Origin of the sequence: Myxococcus sp. CA040A, assembly GCF_013336725.1 — a bacterium.
Classification (GTDB): domain Bacteria; phylum Myxococcota; class Myxococcia; order Myxococcales; family Myxococcaceae; genus Myxococcus; species Myxococcus llanfairpwllgwyngyllgogerychwyrndrobwllllantysiliogogogochensis.
The window spans coordinates 247,183-264,742 of record NZ_JABUMR010000006.1 but is presented as its reverse complement, the minus strand read 5'-3'; the positions used below and the strand labels follow the sequence as shown (position 1 = coordinate 264,742).

Sequence of the window (17,560 nt, the reverse complement as noted above, 5' to 3'; positions counted from 1 at the left end):
GCTGTATCAGCGCGTCTTCCAGGTCCATGATGCCCCGGCCTCTTGCTCGGATGTGCGTCCTGGTGTGATTTTCCAGGGATACGTTGCCGACGTCTCAACGCGACGTGTCCATAACCGACACTCGACAGGACGGAGAAGCGGCGAGCATGGGGGCAGGCGAGAGGAGAGGCAGGAGACGTCGCGGCGCGTGCTATGGAACGCGGCATGAATCACGCTCACAGTCAGTCCCTGTTCGCCCGCGCGCAGGCGCGCATCCCGGGTGGAGTGAACTCTCCGGTGCGCGCCTTCCGTGGCGTCGGCGGGGACCCTGTCTTCTTCCGTGAGGGCTCCGGAGCCTGGCTCACCGACGTGGATGGCAACCGCTACGTCGACCTGGTGGGGAGCTGGGGGCCGCTCATCCTTGGCCACGCCTACCCGCCCATCGTGGAGGCCATCATCGACGCGGCCCGGCGCGGCTCGTCGTTCGGTGCGCCCCATGCGGGCGAGGTGGAGTTCGCGGAGCTCATCTGCGGGACGATGCCGGCGGTGGAGATGGTGCGGCTGGTGTCCAGCGGCACGGAGGCCACGGTGGCCGCCATCCGCGTGGCGCGCGGCTTCACCGGTCGCGAGCACATCCTCAAGTTCGAGGGCTGCTTCCACGGCGCGGGAGACCCGTTCCTGGTGAAGGCGGGCAGTGGCGTGGAGACGCTGGGCCTGCCGGACTCGCCGGGCGTGCCCGCGGCGCTGGCGAAGCTCACGCTCACCGCGCCCTATAACGACCTGGCGGCGGTGGAGCGCATCTTCGCGGAGAAGGGGCAGGACATCGCCTGCGCCATCATCGAGCCGGTGGTGGGCAACATGGGCGTGCTGGTGCCCAAGCCGGGCTACCTCCAGGGCCTCCAGGCCCTGTGTCAGAAGCACGGCGTGCTGCTGGTTCTGGACGAGGTGATGACAGGCTTCCGGCTGGCGCGTGGTGGGGCGCAGGAAGTGTACGGGCTGAAGCCGGACCTGACGACGATGGCCAAGGTGATTGGCGGAGGCATGCCGCTGGGTGCCTATGGCGGTCGCGCGGACATCATGCGGAAGGTGGCGCCGGCGGGGCCCGTGTATCAGTCCGGCACGTTGTCGGGGAACCCGGTGGCGGTGGCGGCGGGGCTGGCGTGTCTCAAGGCGCTGGCGGCGCCGGGGACGTATGCGCGGCTGGAGCAGGTGAGCCGCATGTTGGAGGAGGGCTTCATCGCCGAGGCGAAGGCCGCCGGTGTGCCCGTCACCGTCAACCGCGTGGGCAGCATGCTGACGGTGTTCTTCACGGCGGAGCCGGTGTTCGACTACACGAGCGCGAAGACGTCGGACACGGGGCGCTTCGGACGCTTCTTCCACGCCATGTTGGATGCGGGCGTGTACCTGCCGCCGAGCCAGTACGAAGCGGCCTTCGTCTCGCTGGCCATTGGCGAGGCGGAGGTGGCGCACGTGCTCGGGGCGGCGAGAAAGGCCTTCCGCTCGCTTGGCCAGACCGGTTGAGCCGGCGCCCCTCGAGGGGCCCGTTCGCTTCGGTCCCTATACCCTGGTGCGCCGCATTGGCGCCGGGGGGATGGGAGAGGTCTTCCTCGCGCGCGAGGAGGCTCCGCGCCGCGCATGTGTGGTGAAGAAGGTCCTGCCGCAGCTCATGGAGAGCCCGCAGTTCGTGGGGCGCTTCCGCGACGAGGCCCGGGTGGTGGTGCGGCTGACGCATCCCAACATCGCCCGCGTGTATGCGATGGGCGAGGTGGAGGGGCAGCTGTACCTCTCCATGGAGTACGTCCGGGGCAAGACGCTGAGCCGGCTCTCGTATCGGCTGCGGCAGCTGGGGCGGATGATGCCCTTGGGTATCATCCTGCATCTGGGCGAGCGGCTGTGTGAGGGATTGGCCTATGCGCACGATGCCACGGATGAGGAAGGGCACGCGTTGCATCTGGTGCACCGGGATTTGTCACCGGCCAATGTGTGTATCAGCTACGACGGCGAGGTGAAGATCATCGACTTCGGCGCGGCGCAGTCCACGCTGAAGGAGCAGCAGACGGCGCCCCGGGTGGTGATTGGGAATCTGACGTACATGTCGCCGGAGCAGGCGCGTAAGCGCTTCGTGGACCGGCGCGCGGATGTGTACGCGGTGGGCGTGTTGCTGTGGGAGCTGTGCGCGTGGAAGCCGCTGTCGCAGCGGGGAGACCCGGTGGAGCGCTGGCGCCGCGCGGCGTATCCGCAGTGGGAGAACGCGGGGAAGCATCGCCAGGGGCTGCCGTCGAGCGTGGATGCGTTCCTGATGCGCGCGCTGACGGCGGAGCCGGCGAATCGCTTCCCGGACGCGGCGGCGATGGGGGCGGAGCTCGCGCGACTGAAGGCGAAGCTCGCGCCCGGGGTGGGGGATGCGGAGCTCGCGAGGCTGCTGGCGCTGGTCTTCCCGCGCGAGAAGAAGGCGGAGGAGAAGCTGCTCGACGAGTTGTTGCGCGAGGAGGCGAAGCGCTCGCATACCGAGCCGGAGCTCGTCGCGACGCTCACCCCGCCGACGGCGCTCGCGTTCGAGCACAATGCCATCTACACGCCGGATGACTTTGTTCCGTCCGAGCGGGCGCAGGTGGGCCCTCGGCCTGATGCCGACGATGAGCCGACGCGCGCGGCCGGTGCGCGCGGCCCGGGCGAGGATGAGCCGACGCATGTCGCTGGCGGGCGAGGCCCCGGTGAGGATGAGCCGACGCATGTGGCGGGTGGACGCGGCCCCGGCGACGATGAGCCGACGCGCGCGGATGCTCCGAGGAGAACCGCGTCGAGTGAGTTGCGACATGCGGTGGGGATGCAAGGCCCCGGCGAAGATGAGCCGACGCGAGCGGCTGGTCCGAGGCGAACTGCGTCGAGCGAGTTGAGACACGCGGAGGGGATGCAAGGCCCCGGCGACGACGAGCCGACGCGCGCGGATGGATGGGGAAACGCCGACGAGGATGAACCCACCGCCGTGGCCGTGCCTCCGCGAGTGGATGCACCGCGTGGCGATGACCCCCTGGCGACGATGCCTCTCCGGGCGGAAGACCTCGCAGCGCGGACCGCGCAATACGGAACCTACCTCTCGGAGTCGGACGCGAGTTCCGAGCGTGGAGGTGTCGGCACTGGGACTCGCTCGAAGCCCGCGTCTCCCGTCGAAGCGACCGAGGCCCTGGATGCGGCGAAGGTCCTCGTGGCCATCGAGCAGGCGGCCTCCGCGCGAGCCAGTGGTGTCCACGAGCCCCTGTTCCCGCCGGGCGCCGAGGACACGGTGACGCCCGCGATGTCGAGACACGCCCCCCGCCGCGCGCCGCGTGAGACGCAGGTCGGCTTCGGTATCGACATCTCGCAGACGGTGGCCACGGAGGCCCTCGAGGCGCGTCGACTGGAGTTGGTGCGCGCCATCACCGGTGACGGCGAGGTCCTCACCGCGGAGCCCGAGCCCTCCGGTGGATGGCTTCAGGGCTCCCGCGTCTGGCTCGCCGTCGCGCTGTTCACGGGCGCGTCGCTGCTGGGGCTGCTCGTGGCGTGGCTCACGATGTGGCGCTGACAGCCCACCCTCCTCTCGACTTCAAGTCACGGAACGGCCAGCAGCGGGCGCGTGGAAGCGGGTGAATCCAACGGCAGGTAGAGGCGGAAGCACGTGCCGGTGCCCGGCTGGGAGTCGAGGGTGAGGTGTCCCTGGTGGGACTCGATGATGCGCTTCACCACGGCGAGCCCCAGTCCGGTGCCCTTGGCCTTGGTGGTGAAGAAGGGCTCGAAGATGCGCGCGCGCACCTCGGCGGTGATGCCCGGACCGGTGTCGCTGAACTCCACCATGACCTCGGGCGCACCCGCGGCGCGGCGCACCGCGGCCCGCAGGCGTCCCCCTTGTGGCATGGCCTGCATCGCGTTGATGGCCAGGTTGAGGAAGGCCTGACGCATCATCCGCTCGTCCACCGTGACGGGCGGGACGTCCTCCTCCAAATCCAGCTCCACGCGGACCGCGCCGGGTGACTCCGCGAGCGCCCCGCGCACCGCGTCTTCCACCAGCGGCGCCAGGGGCACTGGATGGGGATGCGGCGCGGGAGGTCGAGCGAAGGTGAGCAGGTCCGCGACGATGCGGTTGAGGCGGTCCGCCTCCTCCGCGACGATGTCCACCAGGGGCTCGGCCGGACTGCCCGGGCCGATGATTCTGCGGATGGAGGCCACCGAGTTGAAGATGGCGCCCAGGGGATTTCGCACCTCGTGGGCCACCACGGCGGACAGCTCGCCCAGGGCCGCCAGTCGCTCGCGACGCACCAACTGCTCCTGCGTCCGGGCCAGCTCCACGTAGCTGTCCTTCAAATCCTCCACCAGCCGCGCGCCCTCCAGGGCCAGCGCGAGCTGGTTGGCGATGGCGCTCGCCCGCTCGATTTCAGCAGGGGAGAAGCGGCGGGTCCTCCGTGTCTCCGTGGCGACCATGACCCCGACGGGCCTGTCCCGCACCACCAGGGGCAGCACCAGGAACGCCTGCGCGGAGGAGCTGTCTCGCAGCTCCTGGTCCACCCGGACGTCGGTGACGGCGTCCTCCACCATCACCAGCTCGCGCGTCAGGAAGGCCAACCCGGTGGCGGACGCATCCGGCGCGCCCGCGGGCAGGCAGCGTCCGAGCAACTCCGGGTGGCTGCCACTCACCGCGCGGACCTCCAGCCACTCGCCCGTGGAGTTCGGCATGAGGACATAGGCATCCGGTGTGTCGATGATGCGCGCGAGGCTGGTAACCCCCGTGGCCAGCAGCTTGTCGAGCTCCAGCGTGGTGGCCAGGGCCCGCGCCACCTCGTGCAGCAGCGCCATGTCCTCGGCGCGTCCCCGCAGCTCCTGCAACAGTCGATGTGTCTCGATGGCCGCCGCGAAGTGGGTGCCCATCGCCTGCAGCGTCTCCAGCTCCAGCGGGGTGAGGTACCTGGGCTCGCGGAAGAGGATGCTGAGCGTGCCCACGCCTCGGGAGCGCACGCGCAGGGGGATGATGACCAGCGTCTGGAAGCCGCGCTGTCGCAAGTCCTCGCGCAGCCCGTTCGGGCAGTCTTCCACCTCCACCACCAGCGGCGCGCCCTCCTGCTGGGCCTGGTTGCACAGTCCTCCCGCCAGCCACAGCCGCGCGAAGGGGTCCGTGTCCGCGTCGTCCAGGTCCATGCCGCGCGCGTACGCCAGCTCCATCTGGTTCTCTTGAGGGAGCAGGATGGTCACCGCGTCGCAGGCCACCAGCCCGACGATTTCCTCCGTGCCCGGCCCGAAGAAGGCGCGCGGGTGGGGCGCCGACGCCGCCTCCGAAGCCAGTCGGTTGAGCGCCGCCAGCGCCGTGTTCTGCGCGGACAGTCGGGAGATGGTGAGCGCCGCATCGAGCGCCGCGGACACCTGCGCGCCGAACAGCCGCACCGGCGCCATCTCCTCCTCGCGCAGCCATTCCCCCGCCACCGCCAGCATCGCGCGGGGACGGCCCTCCACGTCGATGCGCACGGCGATGGTGTGCGCCGGACCGGCCCGGTTCAGCGCGCTCCGAGCGCGGTCCGCCTGGTCGCCGTCGAGGAACCAGGCCGCCTCCTGTGACAAGTCATTCGAGTAGGCCGAGCCCTCCTTCCACGCCCGGAACAGCAGGGACGGCCAGCGGCCCACCACGTCCCGCACCCACCGTCCGCTCATCATCCGCGCGTCCGGAGGCACCAGCGCGACGGGGACGAAGGTCTGCCCCAGCCGCACGCCCTCACCTTCGGGTGACAGCCACGCGAAGGCGAGCCCCAGCTCCTCGAGCCCGGAGAACACCCGCCGCAGCACCTCGCCCTCGGTGCGCAGGGAGGGCAGCCCGGCGCCCAGCTCCGCCAGCCGTTGGAGCACGCTGCGCCGCAGGCCCCGCGACGTGACGTCGCGCACCAGTGCCACCCAGTCGGGCCCGCTGGGAATGATGGTCATCTCCACCTGTCGTTCTCCTGTTGCCGTGCGAAGCGCCGCCTCGTAGGTGCTGGACACCGATTCGCCGCGCAGTCGGCGTGACTGCTGCTCCATCACTTCCGTCACGCTCGACTCCGTCAGGAGGAGCGTCGCCGGGCGACCCACGATGAGCTCACGTGGGTGCCCCACCAGCATGCCAAGCGCATCATTCACATACACGAAGCGACGCTCGCGGATGACGCAAACGCCAACGGACATCTCGTCGAAGGAGCCATAGGGAGCTCCGCCCCGGATGGATGGATTCACGGCACCCATGACTCTTCCACCGCATGCAAGGGTGGAGAAGTGGGGCTCCCGACACTTAGATGACCAGACCACAGACGCGGCCAACGACTCGCGGTTTTCCCTTACATCGCGAGACGCCCGTGTCATGTGTTGACGCGCGTCACGCGCGATGCGGGCGATGACAGGAAATGATGCGGGCGGGCCCGGAAACGAGGGCTCCGCCCACAAGTCAGTCCATGAACTCGTCAGGTCTCCCAGCGAGCAGGCGGCGACTCAGGCCGACGCGCCGGGTCCCTGCGCTGAGCCCCGGTGGTGGACCTTCTCGTACAGGCCGATGAGGTCCGCCTGGCCCACGATGTGGCCCTCCATCGCCTTCAACAAATCCCTGCGGGTAGGCCGGCCCAGGTTCGGCAGCACGACGTCCAGGGCGTACAGCTTGAAGAAGTACCGGTGCCGGCCGATGGGGGGCATGGGGCCCCCGTACGCCTGGTGGCCGAAGTCGTTGAGCCCCACCCGCGTCCCTGGGGGCAGCACGTCCACCTGGGCCCCCTCCGGCAGCCCCTGGGCGCCCGGGGGGATGTTGTAGAGGACCTGGTGGCAGAAGATGCGCTGGGGATGCTTGGGGTCCGGAGCATCCGGGTCCTCGACGATGAGCGCCAGGCTCTTCGTCCCGGCGGGTGGGTTCTCCCAGTGCAGGGGTGGGGCGGTGTCCTCTCCTTCGCCGGTGAAGGCGATGGGGATGAGGTCCCCGTCCTTGAAACGGGGGGACGTCAGCACGAGGGGCTTGGGCATGGAGTCCTCCGACAATCGGGATAGGAGCAAGCTGGCGACGCGCACACCCCGGCGCGGATGAGCGACGCCCCAGCCGCTGGGGCGCCGGGCACCAGGGGAGCGGGGCGGGCGGGCCCTCGGTGAGACTCGCGAAAAGGGCCGGCTCCCGCTCTGGAGGTGATAGCTGCGCTTGCCGGTGCCGCAACCCCCGCTGGCGCTGTCCCGTGCCGGGACACTGTAGCGGTTGCACGTGTCGCTCATTCGGTGTTAAGCGGCGCCCGCGTGTGAAGGGGTTGGATCGGGTGGCATGGGAAATCCGAGGGTTTCCCAGGGTTTGGGGAGGCGTCCGAATGGTGGAGCAAGAACCCCCAAATAAGGTCGGTTCGGACGGCAGCGAGCTGGGACCCATGGCTCGCCACATGCGGGCGGCCGAGCCCTACGTCTCGGCGGTGTGGAAGCTGGTGGGTGGGGCGGTGGTGGGCGTGCTGGGCGGCTACTGGCTGGACGGAAAGCTGGGAACGGCGCCGTGGCTGCTCCTGGGGTTGAGCCTGCTGGGTATCTGCGTGGGCTTCTACGGATTCCTCCGGGAGATGGCCCGACTGGGGAAGCGGAAGTGACGGGGCAGGGCGAAGAGAAGGACCCTTTCGGCTCCCACGCGGGGCTGGCGGCCGGGGTGGCGGTGGTGGGCGCGGCCGTGGCGGGGCTGTTGCCGACGGTGGTGGAAAACCGGGTGTCGGCGCTGTGGGGTGTGGGTCTGGCGGCGGTGACGGGCGTGGTGGCGCTGTTGTTGAAGCGGCGGGCGGTGAAGCAAGACCTGAAGGCGGCCATGAAGGTGGTGGCGGTGGTCTTCGGCCTGCGGGCGGTGGCGGTGTTGGTGGGGCTCTTGGGGATGATTTCGCGAGGTCTGCAGCCGGTGCCGTTCATCGCCGGCTTCTTTGGCGTCTACTTCGCGCTGCAATGGATTGAAGTCAGCTACGTGATGGCCGCGTCCAAGGGCGCGGCGGGCGGAGACGAGTGATGCGCAAGGCAATGGTGCTGTTCGCCTCTCTGTTCGTGGCCACGGCGTGGGCTTCGGAGTCCGGGGGCCACGGTGAGGGAAGCGAGCCGAGTGTTCCGGACTACATCCTCCACCACGTCGCGGACACGAACGACTTCGAGCTCGAGGTCCCGCTCAGCCAGCCCATCCACCTGGGCGCGATTCCGCCGCTGCGCATCGGCAGCTGCGAGCCGGTGATGACGGACCACGGGCTGGTGGCGCCCACCGGTTGGCCGGGGCTGATGGCGGGCTGCCTGGACCTCTCCATCACCAAGCACACGGTGATGATGTGGCTGGCGGCGCTGCTGCTCCTGGCCACCATCTTTATCTGGAGCAGCCGCGACAAGACGAAGCTGGTGCCGCGCGGTACGGGCGCCAACCTCATCGAGATGCTGGTGCTCTTCGTTCGTGACGAGATGGCCATCAAGAACATCGGCAAGGAGGACGGCCCGCGCTACGTGCCGTATCTGCTGACCGCGTTCTTCTTCATCCTCTTCATGAACCTGCTGGGCCTCGTCCCCTGGATGGCCACGGCCACCGGCAACCTGGCTGTCACGTGCGGCCTGGCGCTGTGCACCTTCTTCGTGACGCAGGCGGCGGGCATCCGCTCGGCGGGCCTGGGCGGCTACCTGAAGCACCTGACGGGCGGCGTCCACTGGACGCTGTGGATCATCATGATCCCCGTGGAAATCCTCGGGCTCATCTCCAAGCCCTTCGCCCTCACGATGCGTCTTTTCGCCAACATGCTGGCGGGCCACATCGTCCTCTTCTTCCTCATCGGCCTCATCTTCATCCTCGGCCATCCCGCGGTGGCGGTGGTGAGCGTGCCCTTCGCGTTCGCCATCTACCTGCTGGAGCTGTTCGTGGCCTTCGTGCAGGCGTACGTCTTCACGCTGCTGTCGGCGCTGTTCATCGGCATGGCGGTGGCCACGGGCCATCACCACGACGACCACGGCCACGCGGATGACCACGGCCACGGCCACTCCGAGCTGGGTGGCAGCCACGACCACGGCAAGGCGCACGCCTGAGACAGGTTAGCGGGGCGCGAGCAGTCGGGCGCCCCGCGTAGAAGACCTGGCGGTTCGAAAGGCCGTCAGAGGTAGTCCTGAAGGGAATCACGACCCCCCCACAAGTGGGTCCTTCGCTAGAAAAGAGAAGCACCGCCATGACCAACCTCGCTCTTGCCTTCCTCGCCGCCGGTTTCGGCGCTGGCCTGTCCATCATCGGTGCCGCGCTCGGCATCGGTAAGCTCGCCGCCGCCGCCATGGACGCCACGGGCCGTCAGCCCGCCGCCGGTGGCGACATCCGCACCACGATGATCATCGCCGCGGCCCTCATCGAAGGCGCCACGCTGTTCGCGCTGGTTGTTTGCGTTCTGCTGGCGACCAAGACCGCCTAGTTTCAACGCAGGTGCCTGGGAAGCGCCGGTGCTCGCGGGTCACATCGCGGGTGCCGGTGCCTCTTCGCAGGCTGTTTCACCCTGAAGACTCCCTCGCTGTCTCCTCCCTCACGCCGGACACGCCACCATGTTCCTGCCCAACGTCCTCGCCGCCAGCAGCCTCGTGAGCGTCCAGCCGGGCCTCATCTTCTGGACCCTTGTCACCTTCGTCATCGTGTTCTTCGTCCTGAAGGCGAAGGCGTGGGGACCCATCCTTCAGCTGGTCGAGGAGCGTGAGAAGCAGATTTCCGCCGCCATCGAGAGCGCCAAGCGTGAGCGCGCCGAGGCGGAGAAGCTCTTGGCCGACCAGAAGACGGCCATTTCCGAGGCCCGCCGTCAGGCCGCCGAGGAGACGCGCCGCAACCAGCAGGAGATGGAGAAGTTCCGCGAGGAGCTGATGGCGAAGAGCCGCAAGGAGGCGGAGGAGCTGAAGCTGAGCGCGCGTCGTGAAATCGACGAGCAGAAGACGAAGGCCATCGCCGAGGTCCGCGCCATGGCGGTGGACCTGGCCATGGATGTGGCTGGCAAGCTCATCGGCGAGCGCATGGACGACAGCAAGCACCGCGCGCTGGCCGAGCAGTTCGTGAAGGGCCTTCCGCTGAGCGGCTCCGGCAACGCCGGCGTCCGCCGGTCGGCCTAGTTCGGGGAAGCGCGCCCCCCGGCGCGCGTGTTCCAGGGAATCACCATGGCGCTATCCATCGGAATCGTCGGGCTGCCCAACGTGGGCAAGTCCACCCTGTTCAACGCGCTGTCGGCCGCGGGCGCACAGGCGGCCAACTACCCCTTCTGCACCATCGAGCCCAACGTGGGCGTGGTGCCCGTGCCGGACGAGCGGCTGGACAAGCTCTCCGAGCTCATCAAGCCGCTGAAGAAGGTCCCCACGTCGCTGGAGTTCGTGGACATCGCCGGCCTGGTGCGCGGCGCCTCCAAGGGCGAAGGCCTGGGCAACCAGTTCCTGGGCAACATCCGCCAGGTGGACGCGGTGCTGCACGTGCTGCGCTGCTTCGAGGACGACAACGTCACCCACGTCGAGGGCGGGGTGAATCCGGTGAGGGACCGGGACGTGGTCGACACGGAGCTGTGCCTCAAGGACCTGGAGACGGTTGAGAAGCGCCGCGAGCGCTCCTTGAAGAACACGAAGATGGGCGGCAAGGCTGGTGACGAGGCCAAGGCCGAGGTCGCCCTGCTGGACCGCGTGAAGGCCGGGCTGGATGCCGCCATCACGGTGCGGGCGCAGAAGCTGACCGAGGAGGAGAAGGCCGTCATCCACGACCTGTTCCTGCTGACGGACAAGCCGGTGTTGTATGTGGCGAACATCGGCGAGAGCGAGATTGGCAAGGAAGACGCCAACAAGCACGTCGCGGCGGTGAAGGAGATGGCCGCGAAGGAGGGCTTCGGCGTGGTGGTGCTCGCGGCGGCGCTGGAGTCGGAAATCCAGCAGCTCCCCGAGGCCGAGCGTCCGGGCTTCCTGGAGAGCGCGGGGCTGACGGAGCCGGGCCTGCACAAGGTGGTGCGGGCGGGCTACACGCTGTTGGGCCTGTGGACGTACTTCACGGTGGGCGAGCAGGAGTGCCGCGCCTGGACGATTCACAAGGGCTACACGGCGCCGCAGGCGGCGGGCGTCATCCACTCGGACTTCGAGCGGGGCTTCATCAAGGCCGAGGTGATGCGCTGGGAGGACCTGGTGAAGCTGGGCAGTGAGTCCGCGGTGAAGGAGAAGGGCATGCTGCGGATGGAGGGCAAGGAGTACGTCGTGAAGGACGGCGACTGCATGCACTTCCGCTTCAACGTGTGACGGGCTGACGCGGCCCTCTGAAGCCGCGAGCTGATGTACCGCGCGGGCGCGTTCTGGAGGGCCTTGGGGGGGCCTTCTGGGAGCGCCCGCGAGGCGTTTCTGGGGGCGGCTCAGAAGCTGATGGTGGGGCCGCGCACGGCGGTGAGGACCCAGAGGCCGACGCCGACGAAGGCGAGCAGGGTGGTGAAGATGGCGGCGCGGCGGATGCGCGGGCTGCCTTCCGTCTGCTGGCGGGCGTAGAGCCACATGCCGCCCACGCGGAGGATGACGAAGAGGGCCAGGAGGATGGGGCCTGCCACGAGCCATCCAGAGGGGCGTGAGAGCAGGACACCCCAGGAGGCGAGGAAGGCGACGTTGCCCAAGAGGGAGGCGATGGCGAATCGAGGATAGGCGCGTCGTGGGTCCACGGGCGCAGTGTCCACCGTGTGGCGCGTGCGGCCAACCTGGGAGTGCGCGGGGTGGCGGGAAGGCGACATCGGTGGGGGGGCTATGTCGCCACGAAGTCGGACGCTCACGACGAGGGAGGCGGCGCTACCAGTGGCAAGCCGAGAGCGTGGACAGTTGGCCCGAGGTTATTTCGAGGATCGAAACCACCCCTTCCCCTTCGTACACGGAGCAAACAGCCGTATCGCCGTATATCCTGCACCAGTTTGAGCAGAGCTCGACGCTGAAGAAAGATTGGTTTGAGCGGCACGGGCCCTTGGGGAGCACTCCGCTTGCGCATGGATTGCCGCACTTCGCGATGACGGCGGTGCTCGTGTCTCCCTTGGAGACTTTACAGATTCGTCCATCTGCTCGCGGGACGCTTTCCTCACCTGCGCATGCAGACGCGAGCATGATGGCGCCTGTGCGTATGAATGCGCCGAGAATGGTCTTCGCTGATAATGAGGCCACGGTTCCTTAGTGGGATTGTGGTTGGGTCGGCTACGTGGCGGTGAGCCGCGGTCAGGGCTCTTTGTTGGGCTGACATGATTCTGGGATGCGGACGACTCTGCCGTCGGAACTTCGTTGCGCATCATGACTGGGAGACCTGACAGCGAGACATCCCTCTTCGGTGAAGAGCGTGTAGTCTCTGCCGTATTCATTTCTGGGAATTCCAAGCAGAATGCATGCGTCACCCGCACATTTGGGTGGGGCCAACTCCTCCAGCGATTGAGGCCACGTTCCTGTTGCCCTTTTGTAGGCAACGACCGCTGTTGCTACTTCTTGAAGTTCCTGCTTGGACTTGGCTGTGAAGTACGCTGATTCAGACCAGACTTGTAGTGCGCCAGCCGCCAAGATAGCGACCCCGACACCCACTCTCACGAGTATGGCCTTCCTGCTCAATCGCATGGGCAATTCAAGCCTCTTCCTGCTCGACGGGCACCGCATAGTTCGGAGAGCACTTGTTTACTTCAATAGCGCACCGAAACGTTTGCAATCTTCTTGAAGTTGATGCCGGTCGGGACTCAGTTCCGTCGAATACAAAAGGAATCCTCCGCCGCACTCGATTCGCCAGAATGAGTATCCCTGGAAGCGACACGGCTTGCCTTCCTTCGCGCCACCACAAGCCTGTTCGAGGGCGCGGCGCAGGGGAGAATCGGGCTTCTCACGGTCCGACGAGCGCGACTCCCGTAGCCACACACTCATCACGCGCTTCAGGTCGCCCTCGACAAGAGCCCCGAGTTGGTACGAATTCGAGGCGAGCATGCGTACGGACATCCAAGTGTCCTTCTCCTCTGACTGGTTCACCCAGCCCGCGGCTGTCACGCTGTCCACAGGATGTCCTGGCACAGGCAAGCAAAGGCCAAAAATCGCGAGTCCAGCGCAAATCGATGTCATGGATATTGCTCCAGCTCAGCGGGTACCACATGGGAGGGGCAATGCTGAGCCTGTCGAAATCGGCTCATGGATTGATGACCTCTCTGGCGTATTCTGTCCGGCCATTCGCATTCAAATACCAGATGCGTTCAGTCCGACCGCTCGCAGTGCGCTCATCGCGCAGGATGATTCCGTCGACACCGACGATGCAATACCGAACGCGCAGTGTGCCCTCTTCTTCAAATGGGCCGCAGGCATAGAATCCACGGGGGACGCCTGTATCGGTTCGGGACATGAATATCCAGTAGGGCCACGAGAGGATCACGCAGGCCGCGAAGATGATGAGGGCCACCACGATGTGCAGGGGTCTCATCCCACGCTCTCCGATTCAAACATCGGGGCTCGCGCGTCGGCTCGAATAGGGAGGGAAGTCATTGCCGAGGCGATTGCACGTAGCGTGCCCTGGGGCGAAGCAGGTGGCCCTGCTCCCGCTGCTCCAGGATGTGCGCGACCCAGCCCGCCGCGCGCCCCACGCCCCGGTGGAAGCGGCAGTCTGTTGGCGGTCATCGAGGAGCGCGGGAATCTGGTCACGTAGGTGGTCATCGTTGGGTGCGGAAATCGGGTCATCGAGGCAGGGCGACCCCACTGCCGCCCTGGAAGAGAGAGCGGCGAGCGGAGCCGGTGGCTGCGAGAGATGGAGGAGAGAGTCAACCCTTTTTTGCCTTGCGCTCGGCGCGCGACTCCTCGGCGACGCGGCGGCGGTAGCTGACACCCTCGATGCTGATGATGCTCGCGTTAGGTAACTTCTGGAACAAGTGATGGGTTGCTTCGCTGATTGCGATGGATAATGTGGTGCGCCCACATCTGCGCCAGACCGAGTTCAAGCGTAACGCCTGAACTCGGCCGAGAATCATGAACTGTGGTTTCGTACCCTATCTACCGCGTATTGGTGCACAAATTGGTGGAGCGCCATGGGCCGAACCTGCGCAGATATAACCATCCGGACAGGCTGGGTAACTATCTCCGCAGAGAGTTTCGCAACTTCGATACGACTGGAGTCGGGCCCACCAAGGTTTTGATGGCGGGATTGCCTCCCTTAGCCAACCCATGCAGTATTGATGTCCCCCGCGACAGTCTTCATCAATGAGACAATCTCCATAATTCCCAGAGACGAGCCAAGTAGCAAGGATCGCTGTGGTGATAACGAGGGCCAAGAAAATGGATCTCTTAAGGGCGGCCATTGGCACCTCCTTCTCCCGCGCAAACCAATTCAAGTGCCTCGGCGGAACAGCCCGACTTGCTTGGCTTTGTCCTGTCGTCCGAAATTTTCCCGATGTTGCACTGATGCATGGCTTCATGGACAGGGGTTGGTGCGAGTATGTCTATCATTTCGGGTGTGCATAGTGCCGTGTTGAAATCGTATCGATCAATGATTCTGAACAGGACCCAGTTCTCGGCGATTTGTATGGCTCTGTCTCCGCTGTAGCCATTTAAAAAGAGTGCTGAGTCTCGAGGGACAACGGTGACGGGTCCCTTTGGCACAAACGCCGCATCGGGTCCTGCCTCTGTTCGGAGGCTTTCGCAGACGTTGCATCCGCTGTCGCAGGCTTTGATGGCGTTCTGACATCGATTACAAGAGGAGGATGAATTGGTTCCGCTCGGATCGCATCCAGCCATCTTTCGCGCGCGCTCTTGTGCGATGTTGAATGTTGGGCACTGCGATAGGCGGTCGCCGACAGTGAATAGACCGGTTGGGTCTGTGAATGACACAGGGTTGTTCTTTGCGTACGAGTATGCGGGCCAGACGGCAGCTTTCGGTTGGAGCAACATCATCGGTTCTGGTTGAAGGTATCGCCCCGTTGCTGGATCGTAATAGCGATTCCAGTTTTCGAAAAGATCCGTCTCGATGTCATGGTACTATCATCCCCTTCATCATCGTCGTGACAGTCCGTGTCTTCGGAGTATTCGCAGTGAGTTTCTTTGTGTTGGGGGGGGGCCAGTCGTCATGCTGATGCTGCCGGCGGATCCTTCGCATCGACCCACCTGGCAGAGGTTATTGGGAGCACGGCACTCTCCACCTATCGTGCATTCCGCCCAGGGCTCATCACATGTCTCGACACCGCCGAGGATATCCCCGTGGGCTTTACCTTCGATACAGAGGAGCCCGGTGGCACAGCAGTCATAATAGCCGATGTCCTCAAGGTTGCCTGTCGGCGGATAGAGGCAGTTTCCGCTGCCACATGCATGATGGAGCCCATCACAATACATCTGGGCTGCGTTCCCTGCAGCGTCCTTGCCACATGCGCAGGTCCAGATGAAGAGCCGTCCATCAGGAGCTTCCTGGCAGACTGAGAACTGGCCTGCGGCTCTCGCCAACATGGGCGTCAAAAGGGAGAAAATGAATACCAGCAGCGCGAGACTAGGAGGGCGAAAGAGGACGTGCCCTGGTGGCGGAGAACTTGTTCTCATGGTGTGGGGCTTCGCTCGGAAGTTAGGGATGAGAAATGGTGTCGTTGCCTTCGATGGGAAGGCAACGACTCGCGGACGGGTCAGAAGGGTGGGTGCGTGTGCAGCGCCTCCCTTGGAGACAGGGACTTCCTTGGCCACAGCGCTGGCTGCAGATGTATCCCGTGTCCCGTGCTGCCCCTGTATGCACGCAGATGCCCGAAGCGCATTCGCCAGGTCCCGCTGATGAGCAGCTTTGACCAAGTGCTTTGGGGGCGACTTGCCTGTCCGCTGGCTTGAACCGATGCTCACTGAGGACGGTTGCAGTGGCGGCAGAGGTTTGAGGCTGAGGCGGAGTGATGTTCTCCGAGTCCTTGCTACGGCTCGCGAGTAGGAGAGAATATTAATATAATTGAAAGAATCGTCTGTCTGTGGATTTTCATGTGACACTTTCCCTGTGAGCGGGCATTGACGCACTCTGCATGTGATGGGCGTTGAGGATCTCCCTGGCGTATTTTGTCCGGCAATCTGTATTCAAGTACCAGACGCGTTCAGTCCGACAACTTGAAAAGGGCTCTCTCGTCGGATGATTCCATCTATACTGATGACGCAATGCCGAACGTGTAGAGGGCCCTCCCTGCTTGGGTCCCAGGCATAGAATCCACGAGGGATGCCTGTGTCGGTTCTGGAAATGAATATCCAGTAGGGCCACGACAGGACCACGCTCTCTGATTCAAGCCTCTGGGTTCGCTTAGCATCGCGAACGAGGAGGGAAGACATTACCGAGGCGATTGCACGTAGCGTGCCCTGGGGCGAAGAAGGTGGCCCTGCTCCCGCTGCTCCAGGATGTGTGCGACCCAGCCTGTCGCGCGTCCCACCGCGAAGATTGTCGCCGCCGCTCCCGTGGGCAGGCCCAGCGCGTCCGCCAGCATCACCAGTCCCAGGTCCACTGACGGCGCTGGATGCCCCGCTTCTGTCATTGCCTCCTGGACCGCTCTTGCCACTTTGACTCTCGGCACCTCCGGTCGTACCTCCCTTGCCGCCTCGATGATGGGCGGGGACCTCGGGTCTCCTTCGGGGTACAGCTGGTGGCCGAAGCCGGGCACCGCCTCGCCTCGGCGCAGCCGCTCGTACACCACGGCCGCCGCGCGCTCTGGCTTCCCCACCTCCGTCAACAGCGCCTCCACCCTGTCACACGCCCCACCGTGCCTCGGCCCCGACAGCGCTCCCAGTGCCGCGCACAGGCACGCGTACAGGTCCGCTCCCGACGACGCCGTCACCCGCGCAGTGAAGGTCGACACATTCAGCTCATGGTCCGCGCACAACACCAGCGCGCGATTGAGCAACTCCGGTGCCCGCTTCACCTTGGAGTCCCACGCCAGCGCCAGTGACTCCGCCACTGTCCCCGCCCGTAGTGCCCGCGCCACCCGCCCCGGTGCATGCGCCACGCACACCCACGACGCCAACTGACGCAGCAGCCGTCTCGCCCGCACCTTCTCCTGTTCGGGCGGCGCGGCGAAGCGCACCACATCCCTGGCCGCCAGCAGTGGCACCAGTGCGGACAGCGCTGCCACCGGAGGTGTGTCTCGCGGCAACAGTCTCGCCAGCTCCGACGGTGGAAACGGTGGCTCCTCGCTCGCCCACCGTGGGTCCTGCTCCGGGAGCCTCCCCGTCCACAGCAACTCCGCCACCGCTTCGAGACTCCGCCCCTCCAGCGCCAGCGCCACCGCCGAGTGTCCCCGGTACGCCAGCCCCTCCGCGCCCACCTGTGACACCGACGAGTCGATGACCGGCTCACCCCAGCGCAGCGCCCCCGAGGCCACCGCCGCGTGCCCCGCACGTGCGTCATGCCTTGTCTTCAGGCGCTCCAAATCCGAGCGCACATAGCGGTTCTCCTTCGTCCCCGGCTCGGGCACGCAGCGCACGAGCCCTCGGCTCACGTACGTGTACAGCGTCGCCCGCTTCACCCCCAGGAGCGCCGCCGCCTCCACCGCCGTGACGAGCTCCTCCTCGGGTCGATGGTCGAATCGAGATTGAGAGCGTCCACCCTTGCGTCTACTCATATCTCCGCAACCTCCTGAACACGCATTGT

16 protein-coding genes are annotated in these 17,560 nt (G+C 66.0%); 8 read left to right on the top strand and 8 right to left on the bottom strand.

Translation table 11 applies throughout. From position 1 onward, the window contains the following. The first annotated feature begins 204 nt into the window (after positions 1-204). Together hemL and HUA75_RS27160 are read left to right on the top strand one after the other, a co-directional pair. Positions 205-1,500: a glutamate-1-semialdehyde 2,1-aminomutase gene (gene hemL, locus HUA75_RS27165; protein WP_174488005.1), complete on the top strand. Its 1,296-nt coding sequence runs from the start codon at positions 205-207 to the stop codon at positions 1,498-1,500. After that, positions 1,484-3,541: a serine/threonine-protein kinase gene (locus HUA75_RS27160; protein ID WP_174488004.1), complete on the top strand. Its 2,058-nt coding sequence runs from the start codon at positions 1,484-1,486 to the stop codon at positions 3,539-3,541. Before hemL ends, HUA75_RS27160 begins: the two co-directional genes overlap by 17 nt. Positions 3,542-3,567: 26 nt before the next feature. Here HUA75_RS27160 and HUA75_RS27155 read toward each other — a convergent pair whose 3' ends face one another. Next, on the bottom strand, positions 3,568-6,204 hold the full coding sequence (locus HUA75_RS27155; RefSeq protein WP_371746199.1) for a GAF domain-containing protein: 2,637 nt from the start codon (positions 6,202-6,204) through the stop codon (positions 3,568-3,570). A 252-nt stretch (positions 6,205-6,456) separates the two neighbouring features. Next, complete coding sequence (locus HUA75_RS27150) at positions 6,457-6,975, bottom strand: YbhB/YbcL family Raf kinase inhibitor-like protein (protein ID WP_141647718.1); 519 nt, start codon at positions 6,973-6,975, stop codon at positions 6,457-6,459. 329 nt (positions 6,976-7,304) lie between these two features. On the opposite strand from HUA75_RS27150, the gene HUA75_RS27145 reads away from it, so the two are divergent. The 6 genes from HUA75_RS27145 (at position 7,305) to ychF (ending at position 11,223) form a co-directional block, all read left to right on the top strand. Continuing rightward, entirely contained in the window at positions 7,305-7,571 is a 267-nt protein-coding gene (locus tag HUA75_RS27145; protein ID WP_174457008.1) for an AtpZ/AtpI family protein, read from the top strand. After that, positions 7,568-7,972 (top strand): hypothetical protein, encoded by a 405-nt coding sequence (locus tag HUA75_RS27140; RefSeq protein ID WP_174457007.1) that lies wholly within the window; start codon positions 7,568-7,570, stop codon positions 7,970-7,972. The genes HUA75_RS27145 and HUA75_RS27140 overlap by 4 nt, the downstream gene beginning before the upstream one ends. Then, complete coding sequence (gene atpB / locus HUA75_RS27135) at positions 7,972-9,018, top strand: F0F1 ATP synthase subunit A (RefSeq protein WP_174488003.1); 1,047 nt, start codon at positions 7,972-7,974, stop codon at positions 9,016-9,018. The genes HUA75_RS27140 and atpB overlap by 1 nt, the downstream gene beginning before the upstream one ends. A 137-nt stretch (positions 9,019-9,155) precedes the next feature. Continuing rightward, positions 9,156-9,389 carry an ATP synthase F0 subunit C gene (locus HUA75_RS27130; RefSeq protein ID WP_141647851.1) on the top strand — a complete coding sequence of 78 codons (234 nt, stop codon included), beginning with the start codon at positions 9,156-9,158 and terminating at the stop codon, positions 9,387-9,389. Positions 9,390-9,516: 127 nt separating this feature from the next. Further along, positions 9,517-10,068, top strand: coding sequence for a F0F1 ATP synthase subunit B (gene atpF / locus HUA75_RS27125; protein WP_141647850.1), 552 nt, complete (start codon positions 9,517-9,519; stop codon positions 10,066-10,068). 45 nt (positions 10,069-10,113) lie between these two features. Next, positions 10,114-11,223, top strand: coding sequence for a redox-regulated ATPase YchF (gene ychF, locus HUA75_RS27120; protein WP_174488002.1), 1,110 nt, complete (start codon positions 10,114-10,116; stop codon positions 11,221-11,223). A 110-nt stretch (positions 11,224-11,333) separates the two neighbouring features. Here the strand turns inward: ychF and HUA75_RS27115 are convergent, their stop codons facing one another. The 6 genes from HUA75_RS27115 to HUA75_RS27085 all read right to left on the bottom strand — a co-directional run bounded on the left by HUA75_RS27115 (position 11,334) and on the right by HUA75_RS27085 (position 17,531). Next, entirely contained in the window at positions 11,334-11,630 is a 297-nt protein-coding gene (locus tag HUA75_RS27115; protein WP_174488333.1) for a hypothetical protein, read from the bottom strand. Between the two features lie 982 nt (positions 11,631-12,612). After that, positions 12,613-12,924, bottom strand: a complete 312-nt coding sequence (locus HUA75_RS27110; RefSeq protein ID WP_217446296.1) for a hypothetical protein — start codon at positions 12,922-12,924, stop codon at positions 12,613-12,615. Positions 12,925-13,108: 184 nt separating this feature from the next. After that, entirely contained in the window at positions 13,109-13,396 is a 288-nt protein-coding gene (locus HUA75_RS27105; protein WP_174488000.1) for a hypothetical protein, read from the bottom strand. Between the two features lie 334 nt (positions 13,397-13,730). Then, entirely contained in the window at positions 13,731-13,937 is a 207-nt protein-coding gene (locus HUA75_RS27095; RefSeq protein ID WP_174487912.1) for a hypothetical protein, read from the bottom strand. A 313-nt stretch (positions 13,938-14,250) separates the two neighbouring features. Then, a complete protein-coding gene (locus HUA75_RS47980; protein WP_174488332.1) occupies positions 14,251-14,931 on the bottom strand; it encodes an RHS repeat-associated core domain-containing protein in 681 nt (226 codons plus the stop codon). Positions 14,932-16,247: 1,316 nt separating this feature from the next. Beyond that, positions 16,248-17,531, bottom strand: a complete 1,284-nt coding sequence (locus HUA75_RS27085) for a citrate synthase (protein WP_174487998.1) — start codon at positions 17,529-17,531, stop codon at positions 16,248-16,250. Between the last annotated feature and the right edge of the window lie 29 nt (positions 17,532-17,560).